Source organism: Campylobacter sp. BCW_6460 (assembly GCF_001762705.1).
GTDB lineage: Bacteria > Campylobacterota > Campylobacteria > Campylobacterales > Campylobacteraceae > Campylobacter_D > Campylobacter_D jejuni.
In genome coordinates this window covers 120,738-147,521 of the sequence record NZ_MJXI01000035.1, presented here as the reverse complement: position 1 = coordinate 147,521, position 26,784 = coordinate 120,738, and the positions used below count along the sequence as shown (strand labels likewise).

The window sequence follows — 26,784 nt, the reverse complement described above, 5'->3', positions numbered from 1 at the left end:
ATCGTGGGTGATGATACTACGCCTTACTGGCAGGGGGAAAGTAGCTCATTGCGGACTTGTTAAATGTCTTCATTACTTACTTTATATATAAATCCTATGTTTATTTTTATTGTTGTTTTAGATGATGCTTAGAATTGTGTTTAAAAAAGAGTTTGTTGCTGTTTAGGGTTTTTAAGAGAATAGGGTGTTTTTAGGAGTTTGGAAGGTTTAGTATATTTGTATGGATTGTATAAATATTGTATAATAAATTAAATTTTATTCACACATTCTTTAAAGACTTTTCCACGCTCTGCGTAAGAGTTGAACTGATCTAAACTTGCACAAGCAGGACTTAAAAGAGCCACTTCATTGACTCTTAAGTGATTTGAAATTTCATTTACAGCCTTAGATAAAACTTCACATTTATAGGCTTTCAAATTCGCTTTTTTTGCATAATCAAGCATTTTTTCAGTACTAATACCTATAGCATAGAGTTCTATATCAAATCCTTTCATAAAATCAAATAAATTGCTAAGATCTACACCCTTATCATCTCCCCCTATGATAAGATGGATTTTTTTATCTTTATAGCGACTAAGTGCAGCCATTACAGCACTTTCATTTGTAGCTTTAGTGTCATTTACCCAAAGCCTATTTTGACTGTCTTTAAGCTCTTCGAGTTTATTTTTTTCCATTACAAAGCTATTTAAAAGCTCATAGCTTAAAGTATCAAGTAGAATTTTTTCTATAGCTAAAGCCATGATAGCATCGAGTAAAAAAGGACTTTTAAAGGAAATTTTTTCCGTATCAATGCCAAATTTAACAGCTAGATCTTTTTCATCTTTATAGCTTATTATATGAGCTTTTGTTGGAGTATTTGCATAAATTTTAGGCAGTATTGCTATATCACATTCATTCATTCTTTTTAAAACGCTTAGCTTATCTTGAACATAATTATCAAAACTTCCATGCCAAGAAAGATGATCAGGACTTATAGGTAAAAGTGCATAAATTTCAGGTTTAGCTTTATGAGTGTAGTATAGGGTGAAAGATGAAGTTTCAAGTATCCAAAGTTTTGCATAAGGATCAAGCTCTGCTAAAGGAGTTCCAACATTTCCACCCATAACAGCACCAATGTGTGATAATAAATGTGTAGCCATTTGAGTGGTAGTGGTTTTGCCATTGGTTCCGCTTATCCAAACGGATTTTGGCATGACATCGTAAAAAAAGTCATATTCGCTTTGTAAATTTTTTGCTTTTTGAATGAGTTTGTGCTTTGGTGGAAAACCTGGACTAGGAATTTCAATATCGCTTAAATTATCATCAAAATCATTAGGATTTAAAAGTAAATTTCCTAGTGTATCTTTTTTTGTTTCTGTAAAATGATCATCATAGATATCAAAAGGCCCAAATTTATCTACCAAATTTTCAGCAATAGCGCGCGTGGTTTTTCCGTATCCAAAAAGTGAAATTTTCATTATCTTAGCTTTATTGATGCAAGTGCAAGTAAATTTGAAAGTAAGGCTATCATCCAAAAACGCACTATAATTTTATTTTCTACCCAGCCAACTTTTTCAAAATGATGATGAATAGGTGCCATTTTAAATACTCTTTTATTAAAAATTTTAAAACTTCCAACTTGTAAAATTACAGAAACAGTTTCAAGAACAAAAACAAAACCTATGAGTAAAAGTAAAATTTCATTTTTGCTAATGATAGCTAAAAATCCTATGAATCCACCTAAAGCTAAACTTCCACTATCCCCCATAAAAACCTGCGCAGGATAGCAGTTGTACCATAAAAATCCCATTAAAGCACCGATTAATGCAGCACAAATAATCACCACTTCACCAAGTCCTTGAATTTTTGGCAAAAGTAAATATTCACTATAATTTAAATTTCCGCTCAAATATAAGAATATCCCTAAAGTAGATAAAGAAAAAATACTTGGAACTGTAGCTAAGCCATCAAGTCCATCGGTTAAATTTACAGCATTAGAGCTAGAAATTAAAACCAAAATCCAAAAAGCAATGGCAAAAATTTCCATATCAAAAAGAGGATGTTTGTAAAAAGGTATAAAAAGTTCTGTGCTAAGTTCTGAACTAAAATATAAAGGCAAGATACAAATAAGTCCTGTGGTGATTTGCGCTAAAAGCTTCATTCTTGGACTAAGTCCTGAATGATTATCTTTTTTTAGAACTTTGCCTAAATCATCTACGAGTCCTATCAAACAAAAAAGTATCAAACAAAGCAAAGCACTTATAGCAAAAATATTATCAAATTTGATACAAAATAAACTTGCGATTACTGCAGAACTGATGAAAATAAGCCCACCCATGGTTGGAGTATGGCATTTGGTTTTATGAGTTTCTGGGGCGTATTCGTAAATAGGTTGACTAGCATTTTTAGCTTTTGCCCAAGTAATAAATTTAGGCATTAAAAATAAAGACAAACATAAAGCGATAAAAAAAGCAAATCCTGCACGCACACTAATATAAGTAAAAAAAGCATAATGACTTAAATCTGAAAGATAATACAAAACCTAGCCTTCTTTTTGGTTTTTAAAAGTTTAATTTTAGTAAAATCTAACCAAAAAAATTCTTATAAAAGAGAGAAAAATGAAGCAAAAATGCGTTTTAATTATTACAGATGGAATAGGGTATAATAAAAATAGTAAGTTTAATGCTTTTGAAGCAGCTAAAAAACCAAGTTATGAAAAGCTTTTTAAGGAGGTCTCAAATTCTTTACTAAAAACGAGTGGTTTGGCTGTAGGTTTGCCAGAAGGGCAAATGGGAAATAGCGAAGTAGGGCATATGTGTATAGGAAGTGGGCGTGTTATTTATCAAAATTTAGTGCGTATTAATAAAGCCATTGAAAACAAAGAGCTTGAAAAAAATGAGAATTTACAAAAACTTTTAGCAAAATGTAAAAGAGTACATATTATAGGGCTTTATAGTGATGGCGGGGTGCATTCTATGGATACGCATTTTAAAGCCATGCTTGAAATTTGTGCGAAAAATGGCAATGAAGTTTTTGTTCACGCAATCACTGATGGACGTGATGTAAGCCCAAAAAGTGGCTTAAATTTCATAAAAGACTTAAAAGAATTTTGTGAAAACTTAGGCGTGCATTTTGCTACACTTTGTGGGCGTTTTTATGCTATGGATAGAGATAAACGTTGGGATAGAGTAAAAGAATATTATGAGTGTTTGTTAGGTAAGGCTTATAAGGTGCCAAATTTATTAGAATACCTACAAAAATCTTATGATGAAAATATTACTGATGAGTTTATTAAAGCGGTGCAAAATGAGAATTACAAGGGTATGAGAGAAGAAGATGGCATTATCTTTATCAATTTTAGAAATGATAGAATGAAACAACTTGTTGAAGTGTTAAATTCCAAGGATTTTAAAGAGTTTGAACGCGAAAAAATCTTTGAAAATTTACTTACTATGAGTGTTTATGATGATAAATTTAAACTCCCTGTGCTTTTTGAAAAAGAAAAAATTGAAAATACTTTAGCCCAAGTGATTTCTAAAGCAGGGCTTAGTCAGCTTCATACCGCAGAAACCGAAAAATATGCCCATGTAACTTTCTTTTTTAATGGCGGAAAAGAAGAGCTTTTAGAAAATGAAACAAGGGTTTTAATCCCAAGTCCTAAGGTAAAAACTTATGATGAAAAACCCCAAATGAGCGCTTTTGAAGTGTGTGATGCAGTGAAAAAAGGTATAGAAAAGGGCGAAGACTTTATAGTGGTAAATTTTGCAAATGGAGATATGGTTGGACATACAGGCGATTTTAATGCTGCTATAAAGGCTGTTGAAGCGGTGGATACTTGTTTGGGCGAGATTGTAGAATGTGCAAAAAAGCATGATTATGCTTTTATCATTACAAGTGATCATGGAAATTGCGAGGCTATGCAAGATGAAAAAGGAAATTTGCTTACCAATCACACCACTTTTGATGTTTTTGTTTTTGTGCAAGCAAAGGGAGTTTCAAAGATTAAAGATAATATGGGGCTGAGTAATATAGCTGCAAGCGTGCTTAAAATTTTAGACTTAGAAATTCCAAAAGAAATGAATGAGGCTTTATTTTAGTTTGTTTGCCTTTTTTATAAGAAATTTGTTAAGATTGCAATTTTTAAAATTAAACTTATTAAGGATAGATAATGAAATTTAGTGGAAAAAATGTTTTAATTACTGGAGCAAGTAAGGGAATAGGTGCTTCTATTGCAAAAACTTTGGCAGGTTTTGGGCTTAAAGTTTGGATCAATTATCGTTCAAAACCTGAACTTGCAGATGCTTTAAAAGATGAAATTATTGCAAGTGGTGGCGTTGCTGCTGTGATTAAATTTGATGCAAGCAAAGAAGATGAGTTTGAAAATGGTGTAAAAACCATAGTGGAGAGTGATGGAGAATTAAGTTATCTTGTAAATAACGCAGGCGTTACAAATGATAAACTTGCTTTAAGAATGAAATTAGAGGACTTTAGCAGTGTTGTGGATACAAATTTAAGTTCAGCTTTTTTAGGTTGTAGAGAAGCTTTAAAAACCATGAGTAAAAAACGCTTTGGTGCTGTTGTAAATATCGCTTCTATTGTCGGAGAAATGGGCAATGCTGGACAAGTAAATTATTCTGCTAGTAAAGGTGGAATGATAGCTATGACTAAATCTTTTGCTAAAGAAGGAGCAAGTAGAAATTTACGCTTTAACTGTGTAACTCCAGGTTTCATAAAAAGCGATATGACTGAAGTTTTAAGCGATGAAATCAAACAAGCTTATCAAGATAATATCCCTTTAAAACGCTTTGCAGAACCTGAAGAAGTGGCTAATTGTGTAGCGTTTTTACTTAGTGATTATGCCTCTTATGTGACAGGCGATGTGCTTAAGATCAATGGTGGTTTATATATGTAAGGAAAAATGATGGATTTAAAAGAAATAGCACAATTTTTAGATGATAATGCACCGGCATTTTTAGCCACTTTAGGAACTTGTGGAAATCCTAGAGTGCGTCCTATACAAAGTCCATTGCTTGTGGGAGATAAAATTTATTTTTGCACAGCAAACACAAAAGGACTTTTTAAACATATAAAAAATTATAGTGGTATTGAATTTTGTTCTTGTGCAAAAGATGGGACTTTCTTAAGACTTAGAGCTAATGCGGTTTTTGAACCAAATTTAGAAGTTAAAAAAAAGATGTTTGAAAAATATCCTTATCTTGTAAATCTTTATGAAACTCCGCAAAATTCAAAATTTGAAGTTTTTTATCTCGATAATCTAAGCGCTAGAATGCAATTTATGAATGGAGAATTTAAGCTTTTTAAAGCTTAATGATTTGATAATTTTATTAACTATATATTAATTAAGATAAATATTATATTAATTAATATTAACTTTTTGTTATTTTTTTAAGGTATAATCATTCCGTTTAATTTGCAAGGAATAGATTATGATATATTGCAAAAATTTTTTAATATTTATTTTATTATATTCATCTATCTTCTTTGATTACTTATCTTATGCTTTTTTATATTTATTAAATTATAAATTTATTTTTAATCCATTTTATATTGAAAGGAGAGTTTGTTTTTGGATTTTTGGCATGCGGTTATGTAAGATTGACTTACATTAAAAATTATTATTAATTTTTTAAATAAGGAGAATGATATGGGTGAATTTTCTAGAAGAGATTTTATAAAAACAGCCTGTATTAGTGTAGGAGCTTTAGCTGCAAGTTCAAGTGGAGTTTATGCTTTAGATGATTCATCTAAGATGGATAAAGATACAAATTTACCTTCTTGTGATGTTTTGGTAATTGGATCAGGTGGAGCAGGTTTGCGTGCTGCAGCCGCAGTGAGAAAAGAAAATCCAAAATTAAGCGTTGTAGTAGCTACAAAGATGATGCCATCGCGTAATGCAACTTGTATGGCAGAGGGTGGAATTAATGGAGTTACTGATTTTTCTAATGGAGATTCCTATAAATTACATGCTTATGATACTATCAAAGGCGGAGCTTATTTGGTAGATCAAGATGCGGCTTTAAAATTTTGTGAATTAGCTGGAAAGGCTATTTTTAATATGGATTTTATAGGAACCTTGTTTTCAAGAAATGAACAAGGTGGAGTAGCTCAGCGTTTAATGGGAGGAGCTTCTAAGAAACGCTGTAACTATTCTGCAGATAAAACAGGTCATATTTTAATGCATTCTTGTTTAGATGATGCTATTAGTAGCGGTGTGAAATTTTTAATGGATCATGAGCTTTTGGATATAGGTGTTGTGGATGGAAAATGTGAAGGTGTCGTTTTAAGAGATATACAAAGCGGTGGAATTTATCCTGTGTTATGTAAAGCTTTGGTAATTGCTACAGGGGGATACACAAGGATATTTTATAATAGAACTTCAACTCCTTTTATTGCCACAGGAGATGGTGTGGCAGCTGCTCTTAGAGCAGGACTTGGTTTTGAAGATCCTGAGATGATACAATTTCACCCAACAGGAGTTGCAAATGGTGGAACTCTTATTACAGAAGCGGCGCGCGGTGAAGGGGGATATCTTTTAAATAATCGTGGTGAGCGTTTTATGAAAAATTACCATGAAAAAATGGAGCTTGCACCGCGAGATGTGGTTGCGCGTGCTATAGAAACAGAAATTCGTGAAGGTAGAGGTTATGGTGAGGGACTTGGAGCTTATGTTTTGTGCGATGTACGCCACTTAGGAAAAGAAAAAATTTTAAAAGATTTACCAAAAATTCGTCACACTGCAATGCTTTTTGAAAATATTGATTTAGTAGATACTCCTGTACCTATCCGTCCAACGGCGCATTATTCTATGGGTGGAATTGAAGTGGCTAAATTTGAAGATATGAGTACTAAAATTGCTGGAATTTATGTAGGTGGAGAAGCTTCTTGTATTTCTATACATGGAGCTAATAGACTAGGGGGAAATTCTTTAGCCGATGCAGTTGTAACGGGGCATTTAGCAGGTATTGGTGCGACAAATTATGCCAAAGATGCAAGTTTTGGAAAAGGGGCAAAAACTCATGAACTTGCTCAAAAATGGCAGGCTAGATTTAAAGAAATTACAAATAATGGCGGAAATGGTCAAGAAATGTATGAATTGCGAGAAGAGCTAGGAAGTCAAAATTGGGATAATATGGGGATTTTTAGAACTCAAGAAAAACTCGATCTTCTAGCAAAAAATTTAGAAGATATACAAGCAAGATATGAAAAAATTCGTATTCCAAATCCTAATGAAGTGATGAATACTGCTTTTACAGATTATGTAGAGCTTGGTAATTTGATTTTACTTTCTCGCTGTGCTTGTTTAGCAGCTAGAAATAGACTTGAAAGTCGTGGGGCTCATACTAGAGAAGATTATCCAAAGCGAGATGATAAAAATTTCTTAAAACATAGCATTGTAAATTTAGAAAATGATGAATTAAAGCTTAGTTATAAAGATGTCGTGGTAACTGAGTTTTCACTTGATGGAAGGAGAGTACAATGAAAATCATCATAGATCGTTTTAATGGCAAGGAAAAATATGAACAAAGTTATGATATTGATGATAAGGATATACAAGGAAAAACTCTGCTCTCTCTTTTGCTTTTTATCAAAAAAACAAAAGATATTACTTTAAATTTTACCGCCTCTTGTCAATCTGCAATTTGTGGGGCTTGTGCAGTTCGTGTGAATGGGCATTCTTATCTTGCTTGTGATACTAAAATGCAAGATTTGTTAAAAGAATATGATAATCCTTCAAGTATACGCATTTCTCCGCTTGGAAATTTTAGAATAATTTCTGATTTAATTGTGGATTGGGAGCCTTCTATAGAAAATTTAAGAAAAATTCGTCCTGCCATGGTGGCAAAAAATGAATTTTCAGCGGAAAAGGGCTGTAAACAAAGTCAAGAAGAATTTGATCGTATTAGCAAGCAATGGGATTGTATTTTATGTGGTAGCTGTGCTTCAGAGTGTAATAAATTAGAAGCAGATAGTAGCGATTATATGCAACCTTTTGTTTTTACTCATGCTTGGCGTGCAGCGGCAGACTCTCGAGGTAAGGATCCTATGTTGCATGTAAAACCTAGTGTAATGAATGGACTTTGGCTTTGTGTTCATTGTCAAGAGTGCGCTGATCGTTGTCCAAAGGGTATAAGTTCAGTAAGTGATATAGCAAATTTAAGAGTGATGGCGATTAAAAAAGGTTTAAATGAAGGCTTAGGGCCTGATCATGCTGAAGCTTTTTATAAAGATTTAGTTGAAGGTTCAGGACGCTTGAATGAAATTTATCTTGCTTTGCGTTCCGAGGGTGTTATAGGTTCTATGGGCAAAACAGATATAGCTTTTAAACTTATGCGCGCAGGAAAAATGAATCCTATGCATGTTTTTGGTGAGGATGAAATAGAAGGGCATAAAGATTTGGTTAAAATGATAAAGGCGGCACAAGAAGCTGCTGTTAAGGAGTAAAATATGCAAAAAGAATACGCTTTTTTTCCAGGTTGTGTTTTATCTCAAGCTGCAAAAGAATCTAAAATTTCACTTGAAGCTATTGCACCTATTTTGGGTTGGAAATTAAATGAAATTAAGGGATGGAGTTGTTGTGGGGCTTCTCAAGCGCAGTGTGTTGATCCTATTGCGACTTTGGTAGCTAATGCAAGAAATATTGCTTTAGCAGAAGAGATGAAAATGCCAATGCTTACAACTTGTAGTACTTGTATGCTAACTTTAACTAAAGCAAAAAATACTCTTGATAAGGGTGCAAAAGAACGCATAAATACTTTTTTAGCACAAGGTGGAATGAAATATCAAGGTTCAACACCTATTACAAGTCTTTTGTGGGAGCTTTATGAGGATTTGGATAATTTAAAAAGCAAGGTGAAAAAGCCGCTTTCAAATTTAAAAGTAGCTTTATTTTATGGTTGTCATAGTTTAAGACCTGAAGATGCTTTCGGTAAAAAAGAAAGTTCAACCAATCCAAAAAGTTTTGAAAGTGTAGTAGAAGTTTTAGGGGCTAAAATAGTTCCTTTTGAAAAACGCCTTGATTGTTGTGGTTTTCATGCTTCTTATCCTGCAGAAAAATCTGTGAAAAAAATGTCTAGTCAAATTGTCAATAATGCAAGTGAAAATCAAGCTGATTGTGTTGTAACACCTTGCCCACTTTGTCAAATGCAGCTTGATATCTATCAAGAAAGATTTCAAGATTATACTAATTCTAAAGCAAGATTGCCTATTATTCATTTATCACAATTAGTAGGACTTGCATTAGGACTTTCTAAAGAAATGGTTGGTTTAGATTATAATATTATTAATGCAAGTAAAATTGCATAAAAACATGGGCAAAAAGCCCATGTTTAAAGATTTAATTCCATTCTTAAAGAATGCTCCCAAAAAGCCACTTCCAAGCGTGTTACAGTATGAAAAATTTCGCTGAGTTTTTGGAATTTTTGTACACTAACACTTGAAGTATAAGAATTAACAAAATCTTCAAATTCTTTAGCTTCATTTTGAAAATTTTCACTTCCATAGGTCAAAATCCATTCTTTGTAAGGATGATCTTTTAAATTTTCATTTTTTAAACGATTTATAATTTCAGCACCTATTTTTGCATAGCCTATAGCACAAGCACTAAGAGCAACTAACATATCTAAAAAATCTCCATTTTCACCTACGCTTAACATATAACGCGAATAGGCTATATTGACTAAACTTTCATTTTTTGTATCGAGTTCATCTGCATTAATGCCAAGAGATAAAATTGCACGATGAAGTTCCATTTCTCCTTCAACTATATAATTTTGGAATTTCATAGCAAAACGAAGTTCTTTTGCAGTATTTGAGTTAAGTGCTAATCTTGCATAACATTTTGCGTAATTAAGCAAATAAATATAATCTTGCTTGAGATAAAAAAGAAAATTTTCTTGCTTTAAGCTTTTATCTTCTAATTTTTTAACAAAATCATGATGTAGATAAGCATCCCAAATTTTTTGATTTTCTTTGATTAAATTAGAGAAAAGCATCATTTTTCCTTTATGTTTTAATATTTTATTTTCAAGTATAATGAAAAACTATAAATATTTTAAGCTTTTTATAGTAAAATACGCTTTATTTTAATTTTTTGAAGGAGAACAAATGGCAACATTTGATGATGTAAAAGCAGTAGTAATAGAGCAATTAAGTATTGATGCAGATGCAGTTAAAATGGAATCAAAAATTATTGAAGATTTAGGTGCTGATTCTTTAGATGTTGTAGAGCTTATTATGGCTTTAGAAGAAAAATTTGAAGTAGAAATTCCAGATAGTGATGCTGAAAAATTAATTAAAATTGAAGATGTTGTAAATTATATTGACAATCTAAAAAAATAATTTTTTTCTTGCAAGGAGCTTATTCTTGAAAAGAGTTGTAGTTACAGGTATTGGTATGATCAATGCCCTTGGTTTAGATAAAGAAAGTTCATTTAAAGCAATTTGCAATGGAGAAAGCGGAGTAAATAAAATTACTCTTTTTGATGCCACAGACTTTCCTGTTCAAATTGCAGCTGAAGTTAAAAATTTTGATCCATTAGAGGTTGTTGATGGCAAAGAAGTAAAAAAAATTGACCGTTTCATACAACTTGGAATTAAAGCAGCAAGAGAAGCAATGCAGGATGCTGGATTTAGTGAAGAATTAGACAAAGAAGAATTTGGCATTGTTTCGGCTGCTGGTATTGGAGGTTTGCCTAACATAGAAAAAAATTCCATTATTTGTTCCGAGCGAGGTCCGCGTAAAATTTCCCCTTTTTTCATACCTTCAGCACTTGTAAATATGTTAGGAGGTTTGATTTCTATAGAGCATGGACTTAAAGGGCCAAATATTTCTTGTGTTACAGCTTGTGCAGCAGGAACTCATGCTATAGGAGAAGCTTATAAAAGTATAGCTTTGGGAAATGCTAAAAAGATGTTAGTCATAGGTGCAGAAGCTGCGATTTGTCCTGTGGGTATAGGTGGTTTTGCTTCAATGAAAGCTTTATCAACTAGAAATGAAGATCCACAGCATGCTTCAAGACCATTTGACAAAGAAAGAGATGGTTTTGTCATGGGAGAAGGTGCTGGAGCTTTAGTTTTTGAGGAATATGAAGAGGCTAAAAAACGCGGTGCTACAATTTATGCTGAATTAATTGGATTTGGAGAAAGTGCAGATGCGCATCATATTACTTCACCAACTTTAGATGGGCCTTTAAGAGCTATGAAAAAAGCTTTAAATATGGCAGGGAATCCAAAGGTAGATTATATCAATGCACATGGAACTTCAACCCCTGTAAATGACAAAAATGAAACAGCAGCAATTAAAGAGCTTTTTGGCAATAATATCCCGCTTATAAGTTCCACCAAAGGACAAACAGGTCATTGCTTGGGTGCTGCAGGTGCAATTGAAGCAGTTGTTAGTGTTATGGCTTTAAGAGATGGGGTAGTTCCACCTACAATCAATCAGCTTGTAAAAGATGATGAATGTGATCTTGATTATGTTCCAAATATATCAAGAAAAGTAGATTTAAAAGTGGTGATGAGTAATTCTTTTGGTTTTGGTGGCACAAATGGCTGTGTTGTATTTAAAAAAGTAGATTAATATGGCTTCTTATTTAGATTTTGAAAAAAATATTCAGCAAATTGATGAGGACATTATCAATGCTCAGATTAAAGGAGATACTGAAGCTGTATCGATTTTAAAGAAAAATCTTGAAAAAGAAATTTCTAAAACTTATAAGAATTTAAGCGATTTTCAACGTTTACAATTAGCGCGTCATCCAGATCGCCCTTATGCTCTTGACTATATTGAACTTATTTTAAATGACGCTCACGAAATACATGGTGATCGTACCTTTAGAGATGATCCTGCTATTGTTTGTTTTATGGGTTATTTAGGAGAGAAAAAAATAATTGTAATTGGTGAGCAAAAAGGACGTGGAACAAAAGATAAAATCGCTAGAAATTTTGGGATGCCACATCCTGAAGGATATCGTAAAGCCTTAAGAGTAGCAAGACTTGCAGAGAAATTTCAAATTCCTATTTTATTTTTGATAGATACTCCAGGTGCTTATCCTGGAATAGGTGCTGAAGAAAGAGGGCAAAGTGAAGCTATCGCTAGAAATTTATATGAATTAAGTGATTTGAAAATACCGACCATTGCTATAGTTATCGGAGAAGGTGGTAGTGGCGGGGCGTTAGCTATAGGGGTTGCAGATAGACTTGCAATGATGAAAAATTCTGTTTTTTCAGTAATTTCTCCTGAAGGTTGTGCTGCAATACTTTGGAATGATCCTGCAAAAAGTGAAGCTGCAACCAAGGCTATGAAGGTAACGGCTGATGATTTAAAATCTCAAGGTTTAATTGATGATGTTATAGATGAGCCTACAAATGGTGCACATCGTAATAAAGAAGCTGCAGCAGTAGCTATTGCTGATTATGTAAAAAAATCTCTAAATGAACTTGAAAATATTGACGTACGAGAACTTTCTGCAAATCGTATGCAGAAAATTTTAAAGCTTGGAGCCTATCAAGAGGCTTAGGCTTTTACTTCGCTTTTTTAAATAATTTTATTATTTATAATTGTTATCAAAATTAAGTTAATTAAAAGTATTCTTTTTTTATACTTCAAAAATGATTTTAAATATCAAAATAATTATTTTTAAAGGAATTAATTTGACTCAAATTAAAAATATGAAATTTAAAAAAAGTTTACTGTGTTTTTTAATTTTATCTGGAGCTTTGTTAAAAGCAGAAGAAAAATATCAACTTAATGATGTTGTGGTTAGTGCTAGTGGTTTTGAACAAGATTTGGTTGATGCGCCTGCTAGTATTTCTATCATTACAAAAGAAGAGCTTGAAAAAAAGCCAATTAAGGATATAGGGGAGGCTATAGGAGATATTCCAGGTGTAGATGTGACTATGAATAAAACAGGCACTTATGATTTTAGCATACGAGGTTTTGGTAGTTCTTATACTCTAGTTTTAATTGATGGAAAACGTCAAAGTGTTGCAAATGGGTTTTATGATAATGGTTTTAGTGGCAGTGAGTCAGGATATCTACCACCTTTGTCTATGATAGAGCGTATTGAGGTTATACGTGGTCCAGCTTCTACACTTTATGGCAGTGATGCTGTAGGTGGTGTGATAAATATTATCACTAAGAAAAATCCTGATAAGACTGAGGCAAATATAGAATTTAACACTCTTTTACAACAGCACTCTAATCACTATGGCAATGCTGGGGGATTTAATGCTTATGTGGCAACTCCTTTGATTGAAGATACATTATCAATTTCTGCAAGGTTGAAGTATTATGATAAGGCAACTTCTGATTTAAAATGGCCTACACCGGTTTGGAATAGTAGTCAACAAAGACCTGATAATTATCAAATTGCTAGTCATAGTCCAGGTGCTTTTACTAGTTTAGGTTTTGGTTCTAGGCTTAATTGGACAGTAAATGATAAAAATAATATATATTTTGATATAGAACGATATATTAATGAAATTTCAGTGAATTCTACAAGTAGTAGGGCTATTAAAAGCGAAAGGCAACTGTTTAAAGATAATGTTGTTTTAAATCATGATGGTAATTATGATTTTGGTTCAACTAGCTCATATTTACAATATGGTAGCACTAAGGATAAGGAGTTACATAGTCAAATTTGGGTAGGAGAAGGTAAGGTTGTTTTACCTTGGAATTTAGGTCAATACGGTAATTTAGTAAATACCTTTGGTGCAAGGATTGATTATGAGATGTTAAAAAATGATCAAGCAAGCGCAGGTAGTCAAATAAGAGGTAAAAATCTTGATCAAACCACGGTTGCGCTTTATGGGGAAAATGAGTATTTTATAACCGATGATTTGATTTTTACTACAGGTTTGCGTTATATTTATAGCAATTTGTTTGATTCTGAATTTACCCCTAGGATTTATTTGGTTTATCACTTAAATGATAATATAGCCTTTAAAGGAGGTGTTTCAAAAGGCTATAAAACTCCTGCTGTCAAGCAGTTGACAAATGGATATTATAATTATGCCAATAATAATGCTTATTTTGGAAACCCTGACTTAAAACCAGAAGAAAGTATAAATTATGAATTGGGTGTTGATTTTAGGGTATTTGATTTTGCACATTATTCTATCACAGGATTTATTACTGATTTTACAAATCAAATCAGTAGTGAAGATTTAACAGGTATGCAAAATGGTATTAATTGTAACAATACCACTGTTTGCACTCGTCCTATTAATCTTGGAAAAACACAGACTAAAGGTGTAGAATTTGCATTTAATACCAAAACTTACAATGGCTTTAGCCTAAATTCAAGTTATACTTTTATGGATAATCGCTACAAAGATGGTCAAAAAAATTGGTTTGGTGGTGATAGAATAGAAAATTTACCAAAACATATAGCAATGTTAAAATTAAACTATGAGCGAGGTAAATTTAGTTCCTATATAAAAACACGAGCAAGACTCGATACTATAGCTAAAGCAAAAGGTGGCGGTAATGGTAGTTTGCCATGGCAAAAATATAAGCCTTTTTATATAGTAGATTTAGGGATAAATTATAAAATCAATAAGCAATCTAGCTTAAGTTTTGTAGTACAAAATCTTTTTGATAAAAATTTCTTTGATCCGCAAGTTACTAAATGGGCTGGAGCCAATCCTGCTGGATATGCAAATCGTTATCAAGACTATACAGAAGGAAGGAGTTTTTGGTTGAGTTATAAATATGATTTTTAATTTTTTAAGGCTTTAATCACCTTTATATTTTCAAAAAAGCAAAAATAAAGTACAATGTGAAAAATAAATAAAAGGTTTTATTATGGCGTTTAAAAATTTAAAAGAACTTTCTTTTGAAAAATCAAATTATATTAAGCCTAAGAGATTTGCTTATGAAAGCAATGGTAGGCTTTGTACTTGGGATTTTATAGAATCTAAAGATAGTGTTTCAGTGCTTTTGTATCATAAAGAATTAGAAAGTTTTATTTTTGTACGCCAATTTCGTATACCACTTTGGTATCATCAAATGCATGATAAAGATTATGTAAAAGATGATAATATGGGCTATACTATAGAGCTTTGTTCAGGACTTGTAGATAAAAAATTATCTTTAGAGGAAATAGCAAAAGAAGAATGTATAGAAGAACTAGGATATGCTCCTAAAAATTTAGAAAAAATAGGAGATTTTTATACAGGGTTTGGTTCAGGTGTAAGCAAGCAAAGCTTTTATTTCGCAGAAGTTGATGAAAAAGATAAAATTTCTTCTGGAGGTGGAGTTGATGATGAAGAGATTGAAGCTGTTTATGTTAAGGTGCAGGATTTTGAAAAAAAATGTAAAAATATGATAAGAACGCCTTTGCTTGATTTTGCTTATATGTGGTTTTTAAAGGAAAAGTGGGGAAAATTAAAGATTATTTAGGTTAAACCTTAAAAAGGTTCAACCTAGGATTTTAATGATCTGACTCATTAAGCATTTCTTTAAATACATTGAAAAGATCAAGCGATGCATTTTCAGCAACTTCACATTTATTAATTATGCTGTGTTGAGTAATATCTTTGCTAATATCTTCTGTATTTGCTATTGTTATAGCATTATTCATATTTTCATGAACTTTTTCATGTGGCTCGTTAATTTTTAAGAAGCTTTTATTTTGCCCAAATCTTTCTTTTCCTGTGCTAGCAAGCCATTTTCCTAAGCGACAAGATGTATGATCGGCTAATTGCTTTCCTGATTTGGAAAAAATTTCTTTATAACCATTCAATTTAAAAGCTATATGATCTAGTTTTGCTAAAGATACGAAAGCTTCTGAAGCGATACCAACTGCATTTGAATTGGTAGAATGCGCTTCATTTACTAAGTGAGTAAATTTTTCGGAAAAACTCATAATATGAGCATTAGAATCTATAGAAATTTTTTCAACTTGTTCACTTTGAGTATACATTTCATTTGCATTTTGCTTTAAAAGGTTGATATTCATTTCAACTTCTGTGGTTGCTTTTTGTGTTTTTTCAGCTAGTTTTCTTACTTCATCAGCAACAACAGCAAAACCACGCCCATGTTCACCTGCGCGTGCAGCTTCTATAGCAGCGTTAAGAGCTAAAAGATTGGTTTGATCGGAAACATCTTTAATTAAATTGATTACATTAGTAATTTCATCAACACTTCTATGCAATGTTCCTGCAACATCTCTTGTCTTATTGGCTGATTCTGTAATATCCCCTAAGGAAGCATTGATAGAATTAGCAATATGGTTAAGTTCATCCATTTCAGCAAGAGAAGTTTTAGAATAGCTGGAGATAACTTCTGCCTTATTTACATTTTCTAACATATCGCCTTGAATAATAGTAATATTTTTTAAAACCCCAGTTAACAAAACATTTAAAAGATCTGTTTTAAGTTTAGATTCTAAAGCCGCTTGTTCTAATGATGTAATTTTATTTTTTAATTCTAAATTTTCCGATTGAAATTTTTCAATTTTATGTGCAAGATTTTTATTTTCTTCTTCAAGTTTTTGAAGATCAGAATGGTTTATTTTACTTCCAAACATTGTTTTGCCTTATTTTTTATAATTTGCTAGATATTGGCTAAGTTCATCTTTTACATGAAGCTTTTCTTTTTTTAAGGTTGAAATTTCCATGCTGCTAAGAGAAGTTCTACCTTCTTCTGCATCTTTAATCATGTCATCAAGTTCATTATGACGATCAAATAGTTTATCAAAATGAGCATCTTTACCTTTTAGCTCTGACATTAATTCTCTATATTCATGTAGCATAAACTCTCCTTGTATTAGTGAAATTTAAAATTCATTTAATAAGGTATTTTACACTATTAAAAGATATTTTTGGCTTAAAAAATAATAAACTTAATAATAATTTTTAAATGTGTGTTATATAAGTGATTTATTAAAGTTTATTTTTAAATTTGAAATATTAAAATTGAGGAATAAATCCTCAAAATTATTTAGAATTTTGTTTTTTTAGAGTTCTTAGAGTAGAAGCTGCGATTCTCATTTTTCTCGTGGTGCCATCTTCTAAAGTTACACGAACTGTTCTGAGATTAGGTAAAAAGCGTCTTTTTGTTTTATTGTTAGCATGGCTGACATTATTACCCACCATTGGACCCTTGCCTGTGATTTGACATACTCTTGCCATTTTCTTGTCCTTATGAAAATTTTTAAATGGAGATTTTATCAAAATTAAGCTTAAAATATTCCATAATTTATAGTTTTTTTAATATATAAGTCGATAAAATATTATTTATCACATTTATATATAGTTTAAGGTTTTGATCATGTATGTAGCTCCAAGTTTATTGTCTGCAAATTTTTTGAAATTAGAAGAAGAAGTTAAAGCTATTGAAGCTGTAGGTGCGGATCTTTTACATATTGATGTAATGGATGGACACTTTGTTCCAAATTTGACTTTCGGACCTTGCGTGATCGAAAAAATTTCAACTATTAGTAAGTTGCCATTAGATGTGCATTTGATGGTTAAAGATGTAAGTAAATTTATAGATCTTTTTATCCCTTTGAAACCAAAATTCATTTCTTTTCATATGGAAAGCGAAGTTCATCCTATAAGGCTTTGTGAATATATAAGAAGTCAAGGAATCCATCCTGCTATTGTTTTAAATCCACACACTCCTATTGATTCTATTAAACACATGCTAGAATTTGTAGATATGGTGCTTTTAATGAGTGTTAATCCTGGATTTGGTGGACAAAAATTTTTACCTTTAGTGCATGAAAAAATCAAAGAATTGCGCCAAATGATTGATAAAAAAAATGCTAAAGTTTTTATAGAGGTTGATGGTGGTGTTAATGGTTTAAATGCTAGCGATTTAGAAGAATCCGGAGCTGATATTTTGGTGGCTGGAAGTTATATTTTTTCTTCTAATGATTATAAAACTGCAATTTCATCTTTAAAGCTTGAATTTTGAGTTTACAGCAAATTGATCAGATTATTTCTATATTAAATAAGCAAAGCAAACCTTATGATTGGGTGATGCAAGAGTTTGCCAAAGTTGAAGAATTAAAAAATTTTGATTTAGATTTAGAAACTTTTGAGCTTTTGGGTTTGGGCTTAACTTTGAATAAAGATAATATTTTTACCCTTAAAACACGCACAACAAAAATTAAAGATGAAATTTTTTGTATAGTAGATATAGAAAGTACTGGTGGGGTAAGTAAGGGAGAAATTTTAGAAATTGGAGCGGTTAAAATTCAAAACTCTAAAGAAATTGGACGCTTTCAAAGTTTTATTAAAGTAAAAGAAATTCCAGAAAATATAACCGAACTTACGGGTATTATTTATGAGATGGTGGAAAATGCTCCAAGTTTAGCAAAGGTTTTAAGTGATTTTAGGCTTTTTTTAAAAGACAGTATTTTTGTAGCGCATAATGTGCGTTTTGATTATAGTTTTATTTCTAAGGCTTTAAATGAGTGTGGTTTTGGCATTTTGCTTAATCGTCGTATTTGCACTATAGAATTTGCACAATGTTGTATAGAAAGTCCAAAATATAAACTAGAGGTTTTGAAAGAATTTCTTGGCGTGGAAAATACGCATCATAGGGCTTTAGATGATGCTTTAGCAGCTGCTGAAATTTTTAAATATTGCCTTGGAAAACTTCCTTATCATATAAAAACTACAGAAGAACTTATAAATTTTACAAAAACTGCACGCATAAAGCAAAAATAAATATTTAAAGTGTATAATTAAAACATAAATGACGGGAGCTTGTGTAACAGGCTGAGAGTAAGCTAAAAGCTTAGACCGAACCGGATCTGGATAATGCCAGCGTCGGGAAGATTTATAAATTTCAATACTTTAAAAATTTATACTCACCCTTCATTTATCCAAATTTTTTAAAGGATAAATTTATGAAAACTCAAATGAATTATGCCAAAGAAGGTGTTTTTACTAAAGAAATGCAGATTGTTGCACAAAAAGAAAATTTAAGTAAAGATTTTTTGCTTGAAAATATTGCTTGCGGTAAAATTATTATCCCTGCAAATATTAATCATAAAAGTCTTGATCCAAATGGTATAGGTTTTGGATTGCGCACTAAGGTTAATGTAAATTTAGGAGTTTCAAATGATTGCGTTGATTATAGCGAGGAAATGAAAAAAGTAGAGCTTGCTCATAAATTTGGCATAGAAGCGATTATGGACTTAAGCAATTATGGCAAAACAAGTCGTTTTAGAGATGAGCTTGTTAATGTTTCAAAAGCTATGATAGGAACAGTTCCTGTATATGATGCAGTAGGATTTTTAGAAAAAGATTTAAAACAAATTAATGCCAAAGACTTTTTAGATGTTGTATATCATCATGCTAAAAGCGGGGTTGATTTTATGACAATTCATGCAGGTATTAACTCTCGCGCAGCGCATATTTTTAAACAAAGTAAAAGACTTACAAATATAGTTTCAAGAGGAGGCTCTGTGCTTTATGCCTGGATGATGATGAAAGATGCTGAAAATCCTTTTTTTGAGTATTATGATGATTTGCTTGACATTTGTTTAAAATACGATGTAACTTTATCTTTGGGTGATGCTTTGCGTCCTGGCTCTACTCACGATGCAAGTGATGGGGCGCAAATTTCAGAGCTTATAGAATTATCGCTTCTTACCCAAAGGGCTTGGGATGTTGGGGTTCAAGTAATGATAGAAGGTCCAGGGCATATGGCTATTAATGAAATAGAGGCAAATATGCAATTAGAAAAGCGTTTATGCAAAGGAGCGCCTTTTTATGTCTTAGGACCTTTGGTAACAGATATTGGCGCAGGGTATGATCATATTAGTGGTGCTATTGGAGGAGCTGTGGCTGCAGCTAGCGGTGCTGATATGCTGTGTTATGTAACACCTGCTGAACACTTAAGACTTCCAAATTTAGAAGATGTTAGAGAGGGTATAGTTGCGACTAAAATTGCAGCTCATGCGGGAGATATAGCTAAACTTCCAAAAGAAAGAGCAAGAGATGATGAGATGAGTAAGGCTAGGCAAGAGATAGATTGGGAGAAAATGTTTAAACTTGCTATTGATGGAGAAAAGGCCAAAAAAATGTTTAATGAGCGTCGTCCTGATGATTTAAACTCATGTTCCATGTGTGGAAAAATGTGTGCAATGAATACTATGAATCAAATTTTAAAAGGCGAAGATGTGAGTTTAGCTTGAATAAACTTTGAGAGTAAGATCTATAGAGATACCTTGCTCTCCTGCTTTAAGATTAAGTGGATAATCAAGCTTGATTAAGTTATTATAGTTTTTTAGAGCATCAATAAAATCATAAAGTCTTCTAGGATTGTTCATTGTCGCTTTAATGGCTAAGCGGTTTTTTAGATATTTTTCTTGTTTTTTGGGCTTAGTTTCTTGAATTTTTACATTTTGAAAATATTTTTGTAAAAAAATATCAAAATTTCCTATATTAAAATTTTGCTCAAATTGCTCTAAACTTTTGTTGTTTTCGCTTCTTAGAGTTGATATTTTATTTTCACTAAAGTCAAATTTTGATTTAGCGGCTTTTAAGATAGCAAGTTGTGAGTTTTCTCTAAGATTTGCTTGTTTGTAATTTTTTAATGTCGGTAAAAGTAAAAATAAGATCAAGGCTGTGCAAACGCTTATAAAACTTAACGCGCAAATGATAAGCTTTAATAAATCAATTTCTTCTAGGCTTTTATCTTTCATCTGCAACTCCTGGAATTTGTTTACTAATACTAACAAAACGATACCACCCATTATCTAAGCGATAATAGGTTGTATAGCTTTGATCAAAGATGCTTTTTAAAGGGGTTTCTAAAAGTAGAGTAAACATTTCTCTTGTAGGAGTGACTCCGATAAGTTTTAAGGAATATTCGTCTTGTTCAACACTTTCAAGAGTAATATTATCAGTTTTTACAATAATATCAAATAGATTTCTTAAGCTTTCTTTAATAATTTGATTTTGAGTGTTAAAATTTTTCGCTATTTGGCTTTGATCAAATAAAATTTCATAAAGCATTTCATTTTGCTTAGTTTGATTTTGAAGCACTATAACTTGTTGTTTTTCATCATCGATAGAGCTATTGATTAATGCAATTTTTATTGTATATGTAAAATATACTAGCAAGATAAATAATATACTAAAACCAAAAAGTCCTAGCCAAATTTTATCAAAGAGTGTGAAAATAGGTTTTTTTCTTGGCTGTATGAAGCTATAAGTCATTTAAGCTCCTTTCGCATCAACTCTATCATAAGATCTAAGGTGTTGATTTGTTTTGTTTTTATCTCTAAAAAAGTTTCACTTTCTAAAAAATCAATAGCACTTATGTTAATATCTGATTCGCTATATAATAAAATACCATTGATAAATACCCCAGCATATTTATCATCATTATAAAATTTTTCAATGCTCGTAATAATATAACGGCAAAGTTCCATATCATTGCTAAATTGATTTAATTCATCAAGATTAAAATTATCATTATTATCTAAAGTTTCAAGATTATTTTCTTGATCAAGTAGGTCAAATTTATTATTTAAGGCTTCATTGAAGTTATCTAAGGTAACTTCAGTATCATCGTTGTTGTTTTGAATTTCTTGATTATCTTCTGATGGAAGTTCAAGCTCTAAACCTAATTCTTGCTCAAATATTTTAAAATCACCGTATAAAATAGTATTGCCTTTGGCAACAATAATTGCCAAAAGATGTCCTTGCTTAAATCCATAAAGTAAAATTTGATCATCAGGCTGTTTTTCTTTTTGCATATTGTAGTAAAGAAGAGCAAAAGGGGAATATAAAAAATCTAAACCTCTATATTCTTCAAAAAGCTCGCTATAATATTCCACATGTTCGGTAGCCGTATAAACAAGGGCATTATTAAACAAAATATGCTGTAAGCTGATTTTTCCTATAAAGTGCTCACAATCTTGAATATTTGTACTAGGTATTAATCCTTGTTCTTTGGCGTCTAAAAATAAAGCAGTGTGGTAAAATAAGAAATGCTTGCTTAAATTTTTTATGTATTCTAATAAATTTTCACTTTTATCAAAAGTTTTTTCATTACTACTGATTAGTTTATTTCCTCTGTAAATAGAAGCTTTTACAATATTTTTTTTATCTTCTAAAATAATACTAATAAAAAGTTGTGGAAATATTTTTTTAAGTAAAAATAACATTTCATTCCTTAAATTGATCAGCTAAGCTAATTTTATCAAATTGTTCCATTAGAAATTCTTTAGCTTTTTCTTTATCTAAAGATAAAATATCCAAAGGTTCACTTAGACTATAAGTAATCTTACTAAAAGGTTTTGGCAAGATCATCTTATCCCAACTTTTAAATTTCCAAAAACGATTTGCTTCGTAGTTTAAAATTCTTATCTTTAGTTCTTTTTTTTGAGCCAAAATGATAGAACCATCTGAAATACTATGATAAGGCCCACGTGGACCATCAGGCGTGATAACTATATCGTCATTTTGTTCTAAAACTTTAAATGCAGCTCTAAGTGCACTGCTAGCACCCCTTGAAGTGCTTCCTCTTACAGTATCAAGACCGAAAAGCTTGATGATTTTTGCAATTTGTTCTCCATCTTTATGGTGGGAGATCATGACATAGGCTTTTTTATTTTTTTGTCTATAATGTCTAAACGCAAAAGGCATGAGTGCTAATTTTCCATGCCAAAAAAGTATCACACTAGCTTTACGGTCAACTTTTTCACCTTTATAGTGCTTTTTACAGCTTAAAAAAATAAGCCATTGCAAGATGAAAATTATATATGTTAAGCAATGGATTTTAAACGATTTCCCCATATAAAACCATACGCTTTGCATTAGTGATTTTTACTTCTTTAAATTGCCCTAAAAGTTCTTCGCTACCTTCAACTTGAACTAAAAAATTATTATCTGTTCTTCCAGCAATGCTATTGCCTGCTCTTAATTCTTCAAATAAAACTTTAAAAGTTTTATTTTCTTGTTTTTTTACAATTTCATCTAAAATTTCACTATGACGATTTTGTAAGGTGCTAAGTCTTCTTGAAGCTGTTTCTTCATCGATTTGATTAGGCATGGTTGCGGCTTTTGTTAAAGGGCGTTTGGAGTATTTAAAAGAAAAAATTTGTTCAAAACGCACTTTTTCCAAAACATCCATAGTTTCTTCAAAATCTTTTTCACTTTCCCCTGGAAAAGCTACAATAATGTCTGTAGAAATGCTAACATTTGGACAAAGTTCTCTAAGTTTTAAAGCTCTATTTAAATACCATTCTTTAGTATAGCCACGCTTCATAGCTTTTAAAATTTCACTTGAGCCGCTTTGTAAAGGCATGTGCATGGATTTGCAAACTTTTGGATTATTGGCAAAAACTTCTAAAAATTTATCATCCATATGCAAAGGATGTGGACTTGTAAAGCGAATGCGTTCCAAACCTTCTATAGTGCTAAGTTCTTCTAAAAGATCTGAAAAGTCCATTTTTTTATGTTCGTTTCTAAATCTTTTGCCGTAGTTATTGACATTTTGTCCTAGCAAGAAAATCTCTTTAGCGCCTTTTTCAACGGCTTTTTGAGCTTCTTTATAGATAATATTAAAAGGTATGGAAATTTCATCTCCTCTAGTATGTGGCACTATACAATAAGTGCAGTGTTTATCACAACCTATGGAGATATTAATATAGGATTTATAAATACTATTTCTAAAATCTGCAAAAGCAAATTCACTTTCATCATAGTCTATGTCCACGCCCATAAATTTTGGAGTTTTTATAGCTTGAGTGATTTTAGAAATATTTCTTGCCCCTAGAACAAAATCCACATAAGGAGCACGTTTGAAAATTTCATTTCCCAAATGCGATGCAGTACATCCACAAACTCCTATTTTAGCACCTTCTTTTTTAACTTTTTCAAAACCACCTACTTCTGAGAAAAGTTTATGCACAGGTTTTTCACGCACTGAACAAGTGTTGATGAGAATAAGATCTGCTTCTTTGATATCTTCTGTTAGTGCGTAATTTTCTTTTTGTGTTAATTCTGCGATCATATGCTCAGAATCTCTGACATTCATCGCACAACCTAAAGTTTGGATAAAAAGTTTTTTAGCACTCAAAGAATATGTACCTCATACATAAAATCATTATCATCAAGTCCGTATTTTACGGTTCTATGATAAATGCTTACTCCTTTTTTTTCAAAATGATTTACAAGGGCAATGAGTTGTTTGTGTGTATTATCTTTATCAAAATAAAAAAACTTTTGTCCTTCTTTTTCTATAGCCTCTTCGATTTTTTCTAGGCTAATATTTTTAGGTTTTTCATTAATCAAAGTTCTTGCCAATTTTAATTCCATAGCTAAATCCTTAAGAATTTTCATTTTAATCTATAATTTTAGCAAATTTTACTTTTAATTAAACTTATTAAGGATATAATTTTTATCTACATTTTTAAATTTCCCACAAAAAAAGGTTTTATAAAATATGGAAAAGATAGCAGATATTATCGAATCTATTGCTAATGAAAAAAATTTAAACTTAGAGAATGTAAAAGAAAAAGTAGCTACCGCTTTAATCAATACTGCAAAAAGAATTTATGGACAAGAATATGAGTTTTTTGTAGATCCTAAAAATTTAAATCTTTATCAAAAAATTACCATAGTAGCAGATAATGACGAGAGATTACAAAATAAAAGTGAGAGTTTTATCGCGTTAAGTAAGGCAAAATCAGAAGCTCCAGATGTTGAAATAGGAGATGAATTAACTTATGAATGTTCTTTGGAAAATTTAGGAAGAACTGCGGTAAATACCTTGCATAAAGAACTTGAATATCATATACAAAAATTATTAGAACAAACTATTTTTGAAAAATATAAAAACAAAGTAGGGCAAATGGTTTTTGGTACAGTTGTTAGAGTGGATAATGAAGAAAATACTTTTATTGAAATAGATGAATTAAGAGCTTTTTTGCCAAGAAAAAATCGCATTAAAGGGGAAAAGTTTAAAATAGGTGATGTGGTAAAATCGGTGATACGCCGTGTTTATACAGATAAGGGTATTAAAATCGAGCTTAGTCGTACAAGTCCTAAATTTTTAGAATGTTTACTTGAAGCTGAGGTTCCAGAAATCAAAGATGGTTATGTCAATATTATAGGATGTGCTAGAATTCCAGGTGAAAGAGCAAAAATCATTCTTCAGGCCAATGGAGCAAATATCGATCCTGTAGGTGCTACAGTAGGTGTTAAAGGTGTAAGAATTAATGCAGTAAGCAAAGAGCTTCATAATGAAAATATTGATTGTATAGAATTTACAAATGAGAGTGAAATTTTAATTTCTCGTGCCTTAGCTCCTGCTATTGTAAATTCTGTAAAAATTGAAGATAAAAAAGCTATTGTAAGTTTAAATAGCGAACAAAAAAGTAAAGCTATAGGAAAAAATGGTATTAATATTCGCCTTGCTTCTATGTTAAGTGGTTATGAAATAGAGCTCAATGAATTAAGCTCATCGCAGCTAAATAATGCCATCAGTAATGAAGAAGCAATGAAAAATCTTCAAGATTTGTTTAAAATTTAAAATATTTGTGAATTTTCACAAATATTTTTTATAAAACCACTTCCAATAAAATGCCGCAAAGATAAAAATCATACCCAATAAACCTGTAATCAGTTCTAAACTCAAGCCTATTTCAAATAAAAAGCCCATAAGCATTGAAATAATAGCGCTAAAACTAAGATAAATCATATCTGTATAAGCGATCACTCTACCATGATATTCTTTGTCAGCATTTTTTTGTATCATAGTGTAGGTGTAAGCCCAAAGTGCTGAGGTAAAAAAACCTGCGCCAATTAAACCTAAAAAAGAAATATAAAAATTAAATTGAGTTAAAGCCCAAAGTATAATACCAAAACCTTGACCAAGATACATGTAAAATAAATTTTTATCATTAATAAATTTGCTTAAAACCATAGGTCCTATAGCTAAAGAACAAGCACGTACTGCATTTAAAAACCCTATTACTAAAGCAGCAGATAAAACTTCTTTATATTGATGTTGCGCTAAAAGCGTAACCAAGGTTTCATAAGCAGTTAAACCTATAAAAGCGTGAAGCAAGATAAGATGAAAAATTATTTTATTATTTAAAACATAGAAAAATCCTTCTTTTATCATGGTAAAAAAGCGACTTTGTGTTTTTTGATGAAAATCAGGAATGCTTAATCTTACTAAAAAAGAAATGCCTATGAGTATAAGTACACAGTCAAATAAAAAAGCGGTTTTAACTCCTAGAAAATAAATAAAAATTCCCGCACTTGCCATACCTGTTGTATAAGAAATCGCCCAAATGACACTGTGCATTTCATTAGCGAGTTTAAGTTCTTGAGGGGTTAAAATTTTCGCCAATAAACTCATTTCAGCTTGAAAATAAATCGAAGCAACGCAAAGTCTTATGAAGATTAAAATAAACAAAAGCCAAAGCATGCTAAGACTTGTGACAAAAATAAGACAAAAAATAGAAATTAATTCTATGCTAATCATACTGAGTAAAAGTTTTTTAGGTTTATTTTTCTCTACTATGACGCCATTAATAGGAGCAAGCAAAACTCCAGGTAAAAAAGCAAGCATAGCACTTGTAGCTGTTGCCCAAGTAGGAGCATTAAGCTCGACTAAAAGGGTAAAAACTCCAGTTTGAGAAAACCATGCTCCAAAATATACTATAAACTGAACCGAAGCTAATATTCTGATATTTTTATTATTTTTTAATAGTTCAATGTAATTCATAAGCGAAACTATAGCATAATTTATATTTTAAATGCTATAATTATTTTAATTATGTAAAAAAACAAGGAAAAATT

At 31.4% G+C, this 26,784-nt stretch carries 29 protein-coding genes, 1 pseudogene and 1 riboswitch; of the genes and pseudogenes, 16 read left to right on the top strand and 14 right to left on the bottom strand.

What is annotated here, in order from left to right; all coding sequences use genetic code 11:
• Positions 1-248: 248 nt before the first annotated feature.
• Together murD and mraY are read right to left on the bottom strand one after the other, a co-directional pair.
• Positions 249-1,457, bottom strand: a complete 1,209-nt coding sequence (murD, locus tag AJ881_RS07975; protein WP_070240615.1) for a UDP-N-acetylmuramoyl-L-alanine--D-glutamate ligase — start codon at positions 1,455-1,457, stop codon at positions 249-251.
• Positions 1,457-2,518: a phospho-N-acetylmuramoyl-pentapeptide-transferase gene (gene mraY, locus AJ881_RS07970; RefSeq protein ID WP_044778831.1), complete on the bottom strand. Its 1,062-nt coding sequence runs from the start codon at positions 2,516-2,518 to the stop codon at positions 1,457-1,459. Before mraY ends, murD begins: the two co-directional genes overlap by 1 nt.
• 79 nt (positions 2,519-2,597) lie before the next feature.
• Here mraY and gpmI point away from each other — a divergent pair, with 79 nt between their 5' ends.
• The 7 genes from gpmI (at position 2,598) to sdhE (ending at position 9,303) form a co-directional block, all read left to right on the top strand.
• The gene (gpmI, locus tag AJ881_RS07965; protein ID WP_070283340.1) at positions 2,598-4,076 is read left to right on the top strand and encodes a 2,3-bisphosphoglycerate-independent phosphoglycerate mutase; all 1,479 of its coding nucleotides are present in this window, start codon (positions 2,598-2,600) and stop codon (positions 4,074-4,076) included.
• The gene (locus AJ881_RS09655) at positions 4,060-4,158 is read left to right on the top strand and encodes a hypothetical protein (RefSeq protein WP_002869268.1); all 99 of its coding nucleotides are present in this window, start codon (positions 4,060-4,062) and stop codon (positions 4,156-4,158) included. Before gpmI ends, AJ881_RS09655 begins: the two co-directional genes overlap by 17 nt.
• Positions 4,148-4,891, top strand: a complete 744-nt coding sequence (gene fabG / locus AJ881_RS07955) for a 3-oxoacyl-ACP reductase FabG (RefSeq protein WP_002909556.1) — start codon at positions 4,148-4,150, stop codon at positions 4,889-4,891. The genes AJ881_RS09655 and fabG overlap by 11 nt, the downstream gene beginning before the upstream one ends.
• Before the next feature lie 6 nt (positions 4,892-4,897).
• The gene (locus AJ881_RS07950; RefSeq protein WP_083259476.1) at positions 4,898-5,308 is read left to right on the top strand and encodes a pyridoxamine 5'-phosphate oxidase family protein; all 411 of its coding nucleotides are present in this window, start codon (positions 4,898-4,900) and stop codon (positions 5,306-5,308) included.
• A gap of 336 nt (positions 5,309-5,644) precedes the next feature.
• Complete coding sequence (sdhA, locus tag AJ881_RS07945; RefSeq protein WP_002857383.1) at positions 5,645-7,480, top strand: 8-methylmenaquinol:fumarate reductase flavoprotein subunit; 1,836 nt, start codon at positions 5,645-5,647, stop codon at positions 7,478-7,480.
• Entirely contained in the window at positions 7,477-8,442 is a 966-nt protein-coding gene (gene sdhB / locus AJ881_RS07940) for an 8-methylmenaquinol:fumarate reductase iron-sulfur subunit (protein WP_070283338.1), read from the top strand. Before sdhA ends, sdhB begins: the two co-directional genes overlap by 4 nt.
• 3 nt (positions 8,443-8,445) lie before the next feature.
• Entirely contained in the window at positions 8,446-9,303 is an 858-nt protein-coding gene (sdhE, locus tag AJ881_RS07935; RefSeq protein ID WP_002871171.1) for an 8-methylmenaquinol:fumarate reductase membrane anchor subunit, read from the top strand.
• Positions 9,304-9,326: 23 nt separating this feature from the next.
• Here sdhE and tenA read toward each other — a convergent pair whose 3' ends face one another.
• Positions 9,327-9,995, bottom strand: coding sequence for a thiaminase II (gene tenA / locus AJ881_RS07930; RefSeq protein ID WP_079463288.1), 669 nt, complete (start codon positions 9,993-9,995; stop codon positions 9,327-9,329).
• Positions 9,996-10,104: 109 nt separating this feature from the next.
• Here tenA and acpP point away from each other — a divergent pair, with 109 nt between their 5' ends.
• From acpP to AJ881_RS07905, 5 genes are all read left to right on the top strand, one after another.
• Positions 10,105-10,338, top strand: coding sequence for an acyl carrier protein (acpP, locus tag AJ881_RS07925; RefSeq protein WP_002871173.1), 234 nt, complete (start codon positions 10,105-10,107; stop codon positions 10,336-10,338).
• Between the two features lie 25 nt (positions 10,339-10,363).
• Positions 10,364-11,578 (top strand): beta-ketoacyl-ACP synthase II, encoded by a 1,215-nt coding sequence (locus AJ881_RS07920; protein ID WP_002882383.1) that lies wholly within the window; start codon positions 10,364-10,366, stop codon positions 11,576-11,578.
• Position 11,579: 1 nt separating this feature from the next.
• Positions 11,580-12,518, top strand: coding sequence for an acetyl-CoA carboxylase carboxyltransferase subunit alpha (locus AJ881_RS07915; protein ID WP_070276158.1), 939 nt, complete (start codon positions 11,580-11,582; stop codon positions 12,516-12,518).
• 151 nt (positions 12,519-12,669) lie between these two features.
• Complete coding sequence (locus tag AJ881_RS07910) at positions 12,670-14,724, top strand: TonB-dependent receptor domain-containing protein (protein WP_070283343.1); 2,055 nt, start codon at positions 12,670-12,672, stop codon at positions 14,722-14,724.
• Positions 14,725-14,806: 82 nt separating this feature from the next.
• Complete coding sequence (locus AJ881_RS07905; protein WP_002871176.1) at positions 14,807-15,403, top strand: NUDIX domain-containing protein; 597 nt, start codon at positions 14,807-14,809, stop codon at positions 15,401-15,403.
• Positions 15,404-15,434: 31 nt separating this feature from the next.
• Here AJ881_RS07905 and AJ881_RS09750 read toward each other — a convergent pair whose 3' ends face one another.
• The 4 genes and pseudogenes from AJ881_RS09750 to rpmB form a co-directional block, all read right to left on the bottom strand.
• Entirely contained in the window at positions 15,435-15,869 is a 435-nt protein-coding gene (locus AJ881_RS09750) for a CZB domain-containing protein (protein WP_409975667.1), read from the bottom strand.
• 3 nt (positions 15,870-15,872) lie between these two features.
• Positions 15,873-16,121: pseudogene (locus tag AJ881_RS09745) on the bottom strand (methyl-accepting chemotaxis protein); the annotation flags it as partial.
• A gap of 420 nt (positions 16,122-16,541) precedes the next feature.
• Positions 16,542-16,757, bottom strand: a complete 216-nt coding sequence (locus tag AJ881_RS07895; protein WP_002855201.1) for a YdcH family protein — start codon at positions 16,755-16,757, stop codon at positions 16,542-16,544.
• Positions 16,758-16,941: 184 nt separating this feature from the next.
• Positions 16,942-17,136 (bottom strand): 50S ribosomal protein L28, encoded by a 195-nt coding sequence (gene rpmB, locus AJ881_RS07890; RefSeq protein WP_002854974.1) that lies wholly within the window; start codon positions 17,134-17,136, stop codon positions 16,942-16,944.
• A gap of 139 nt (positions 17,137-17,275) precedes the next feature.
• Here rpmB and rpe point away from each other — a divergent pair, with 139 nt between their 5' ends.
• From rpe to thiC, 3 genes are all read left to right on the top strand, one after another.
• Positions 17,276-17,923, top strand: coding sequence for a ribulose-phosphate 3-epimerase (rpe, locus tag AJ881_RS07885; RefSeq protein WP_070283336.1), 648 nt, complete (start codon positions 17,276-17,278; stop codon positions 17,921-17,923).
• Complete coding sequence (locus tag AJ881_RS07880; protein ID WP_044794415.1) at positions 17,920-18,681, top strand: 3'-5' exonuclease; 762 nt, start codon at positions 17,920-17,922, stop codon at positions 18,679-18,681. The genes rpe and AJ881_RS07880 overlap by 4 nt, the downstream gene beginning before the upstream one ends.
• Positions 18,682-18,702: 21 nt before the next feature.
• Positions 18,703-18,807: riboswitch (TPP riboswitch) on the top strand.
• Between the two features lie 56 nt (positions 18,808-18,863).
• Positions 18,864-20,156 carry a phosphomethylpyrimidine synthase ThiC gene (gene thiC / locus AJ881_RS07875; RefSeq protein WP_052801887.1) on the top strand — a complete coding sequence of 431 codons (1,293 nt, stop codon included), beginning with the start codon at positions 18,864-18,866 and terminating at the stop codon, positions 20,154-20,156.
• Here thiC and AJ881_RS07870 read toward each other — a convergent pair.
• From AJ881_RS07870 to AJ881_RS07845, 6 genes are read right to left on the bottom strand one after another with little or no spacing between them, the layout of a single operon-like run.
• Positions 20,148-20,666: a hypothetical protein gene (locus AJ881_RS07870; protein ID WP_070283335.1), complete on the bottom strand. Its 519-nt coding sequence runs from the start codon at positions 20,664-20,666 to the stop codon at positions 20,148-20,150. The genes thiC and AJ881_RS07870 overlap by 9 nt on opposite strands.
• The gene (locus AJ881_RS07865; RefSeq protein WP_044779805.1) at positions 20,656-21,183 is read right to left on the bottom strand and encodes a hypothetical protein; all 528 of its coding nucleotides are present in this window, start codon (positions 21,181-21,183) and stop codon (positions 20,656-20,658) included. Before AJ881_RS07865 ends, AJ881_RS07870 begins: the two co-directional genes overlap by 11 nt.
• Entirely contained in the window at positions 21,180-22,136 is a 957-nt protein-coding gene (locus tag AJ881_RS07860; protein WP_070283334.1) for a clan AA aspartic protease, read from the bottom strand. The genes AJ881_RS07865 and AJ881_RS07860 overlap by 4 nt, the downstream gene beginning before the upstream one ends.
• Before the next feature lies 1 nt (position 22,137).
• Positions 22,138-22,767: a lysophospholipid acyltransferase family protein gene (locus tag AJ881_RS07855; protein ID WP_002938027.1), complete on the bottom strand. Its 630-nt coding sequence runs from the start codon at positions 22,765-22,767 to the stop codon at positions 22,138-22,140.
• On the bottom strand, positions 22,751-24,052 hold the full coding sequence (miaB, locus tag AJ881_RS07850) for a tRNA (N6-isopentenyl adenosine(37)-C2)-methylthiotransferase MiaB (protein WP_002857621.1): 1,302 nt from the start codon (positions 24,050-24,052) through the stop codon (positions 22,751-22,753). Before miaB ends, AJ881_RS07855 begins: the two co-directional genes overlap by 17 nt.
• Positions 24,049-24,291 (bottom strand): HP0268 family nuclease, encoded by a 243-nt coding sequence (locus AJ881_RS07845; RefSeq protein WP_002851103.1) that lies wholly within the window; start codon positions 24,289-24,291, stop codon positions 24,049-24,051. Before AJ881_RS07845 ends, miaB begins: the two co-directional genes overlap by 4 nt.
• A 127-nt stretch (positions 24,292-24,418) precedes the next feature.
• On the opposite strand from AJ881_RS07845, the gene nusA reads away from it, so the two are divergent.
• Entirely contained in the window at positions 24,419-25,507 is a 1,089-nt protein-coding gene (gene nusA / locus AJ881_RS07840) for a transcription termination factor NusA (RefSeq protein WP_002871185.1), read from the top strand.
• Between the two features lie 15 nt (positions 25,508-25,522).
• Here the strand turns inward: nusA and AJ881_RS07835 are convergent, their stop codons facing one another.
• The gene (locus tag AJ881_RS07835) at positions 25,523-26,710 is read right to left on the bottom strand and encodes an MFS transporter (protein WP_070283333.1); all 1,188 of its coding nucleotides are present in this window, start codon (positions 26,708-26,710) and stop codon (positions 25,523-25,525) included.
• Positions 26,711-26,784: the final 74 nt, after the last annotated feature.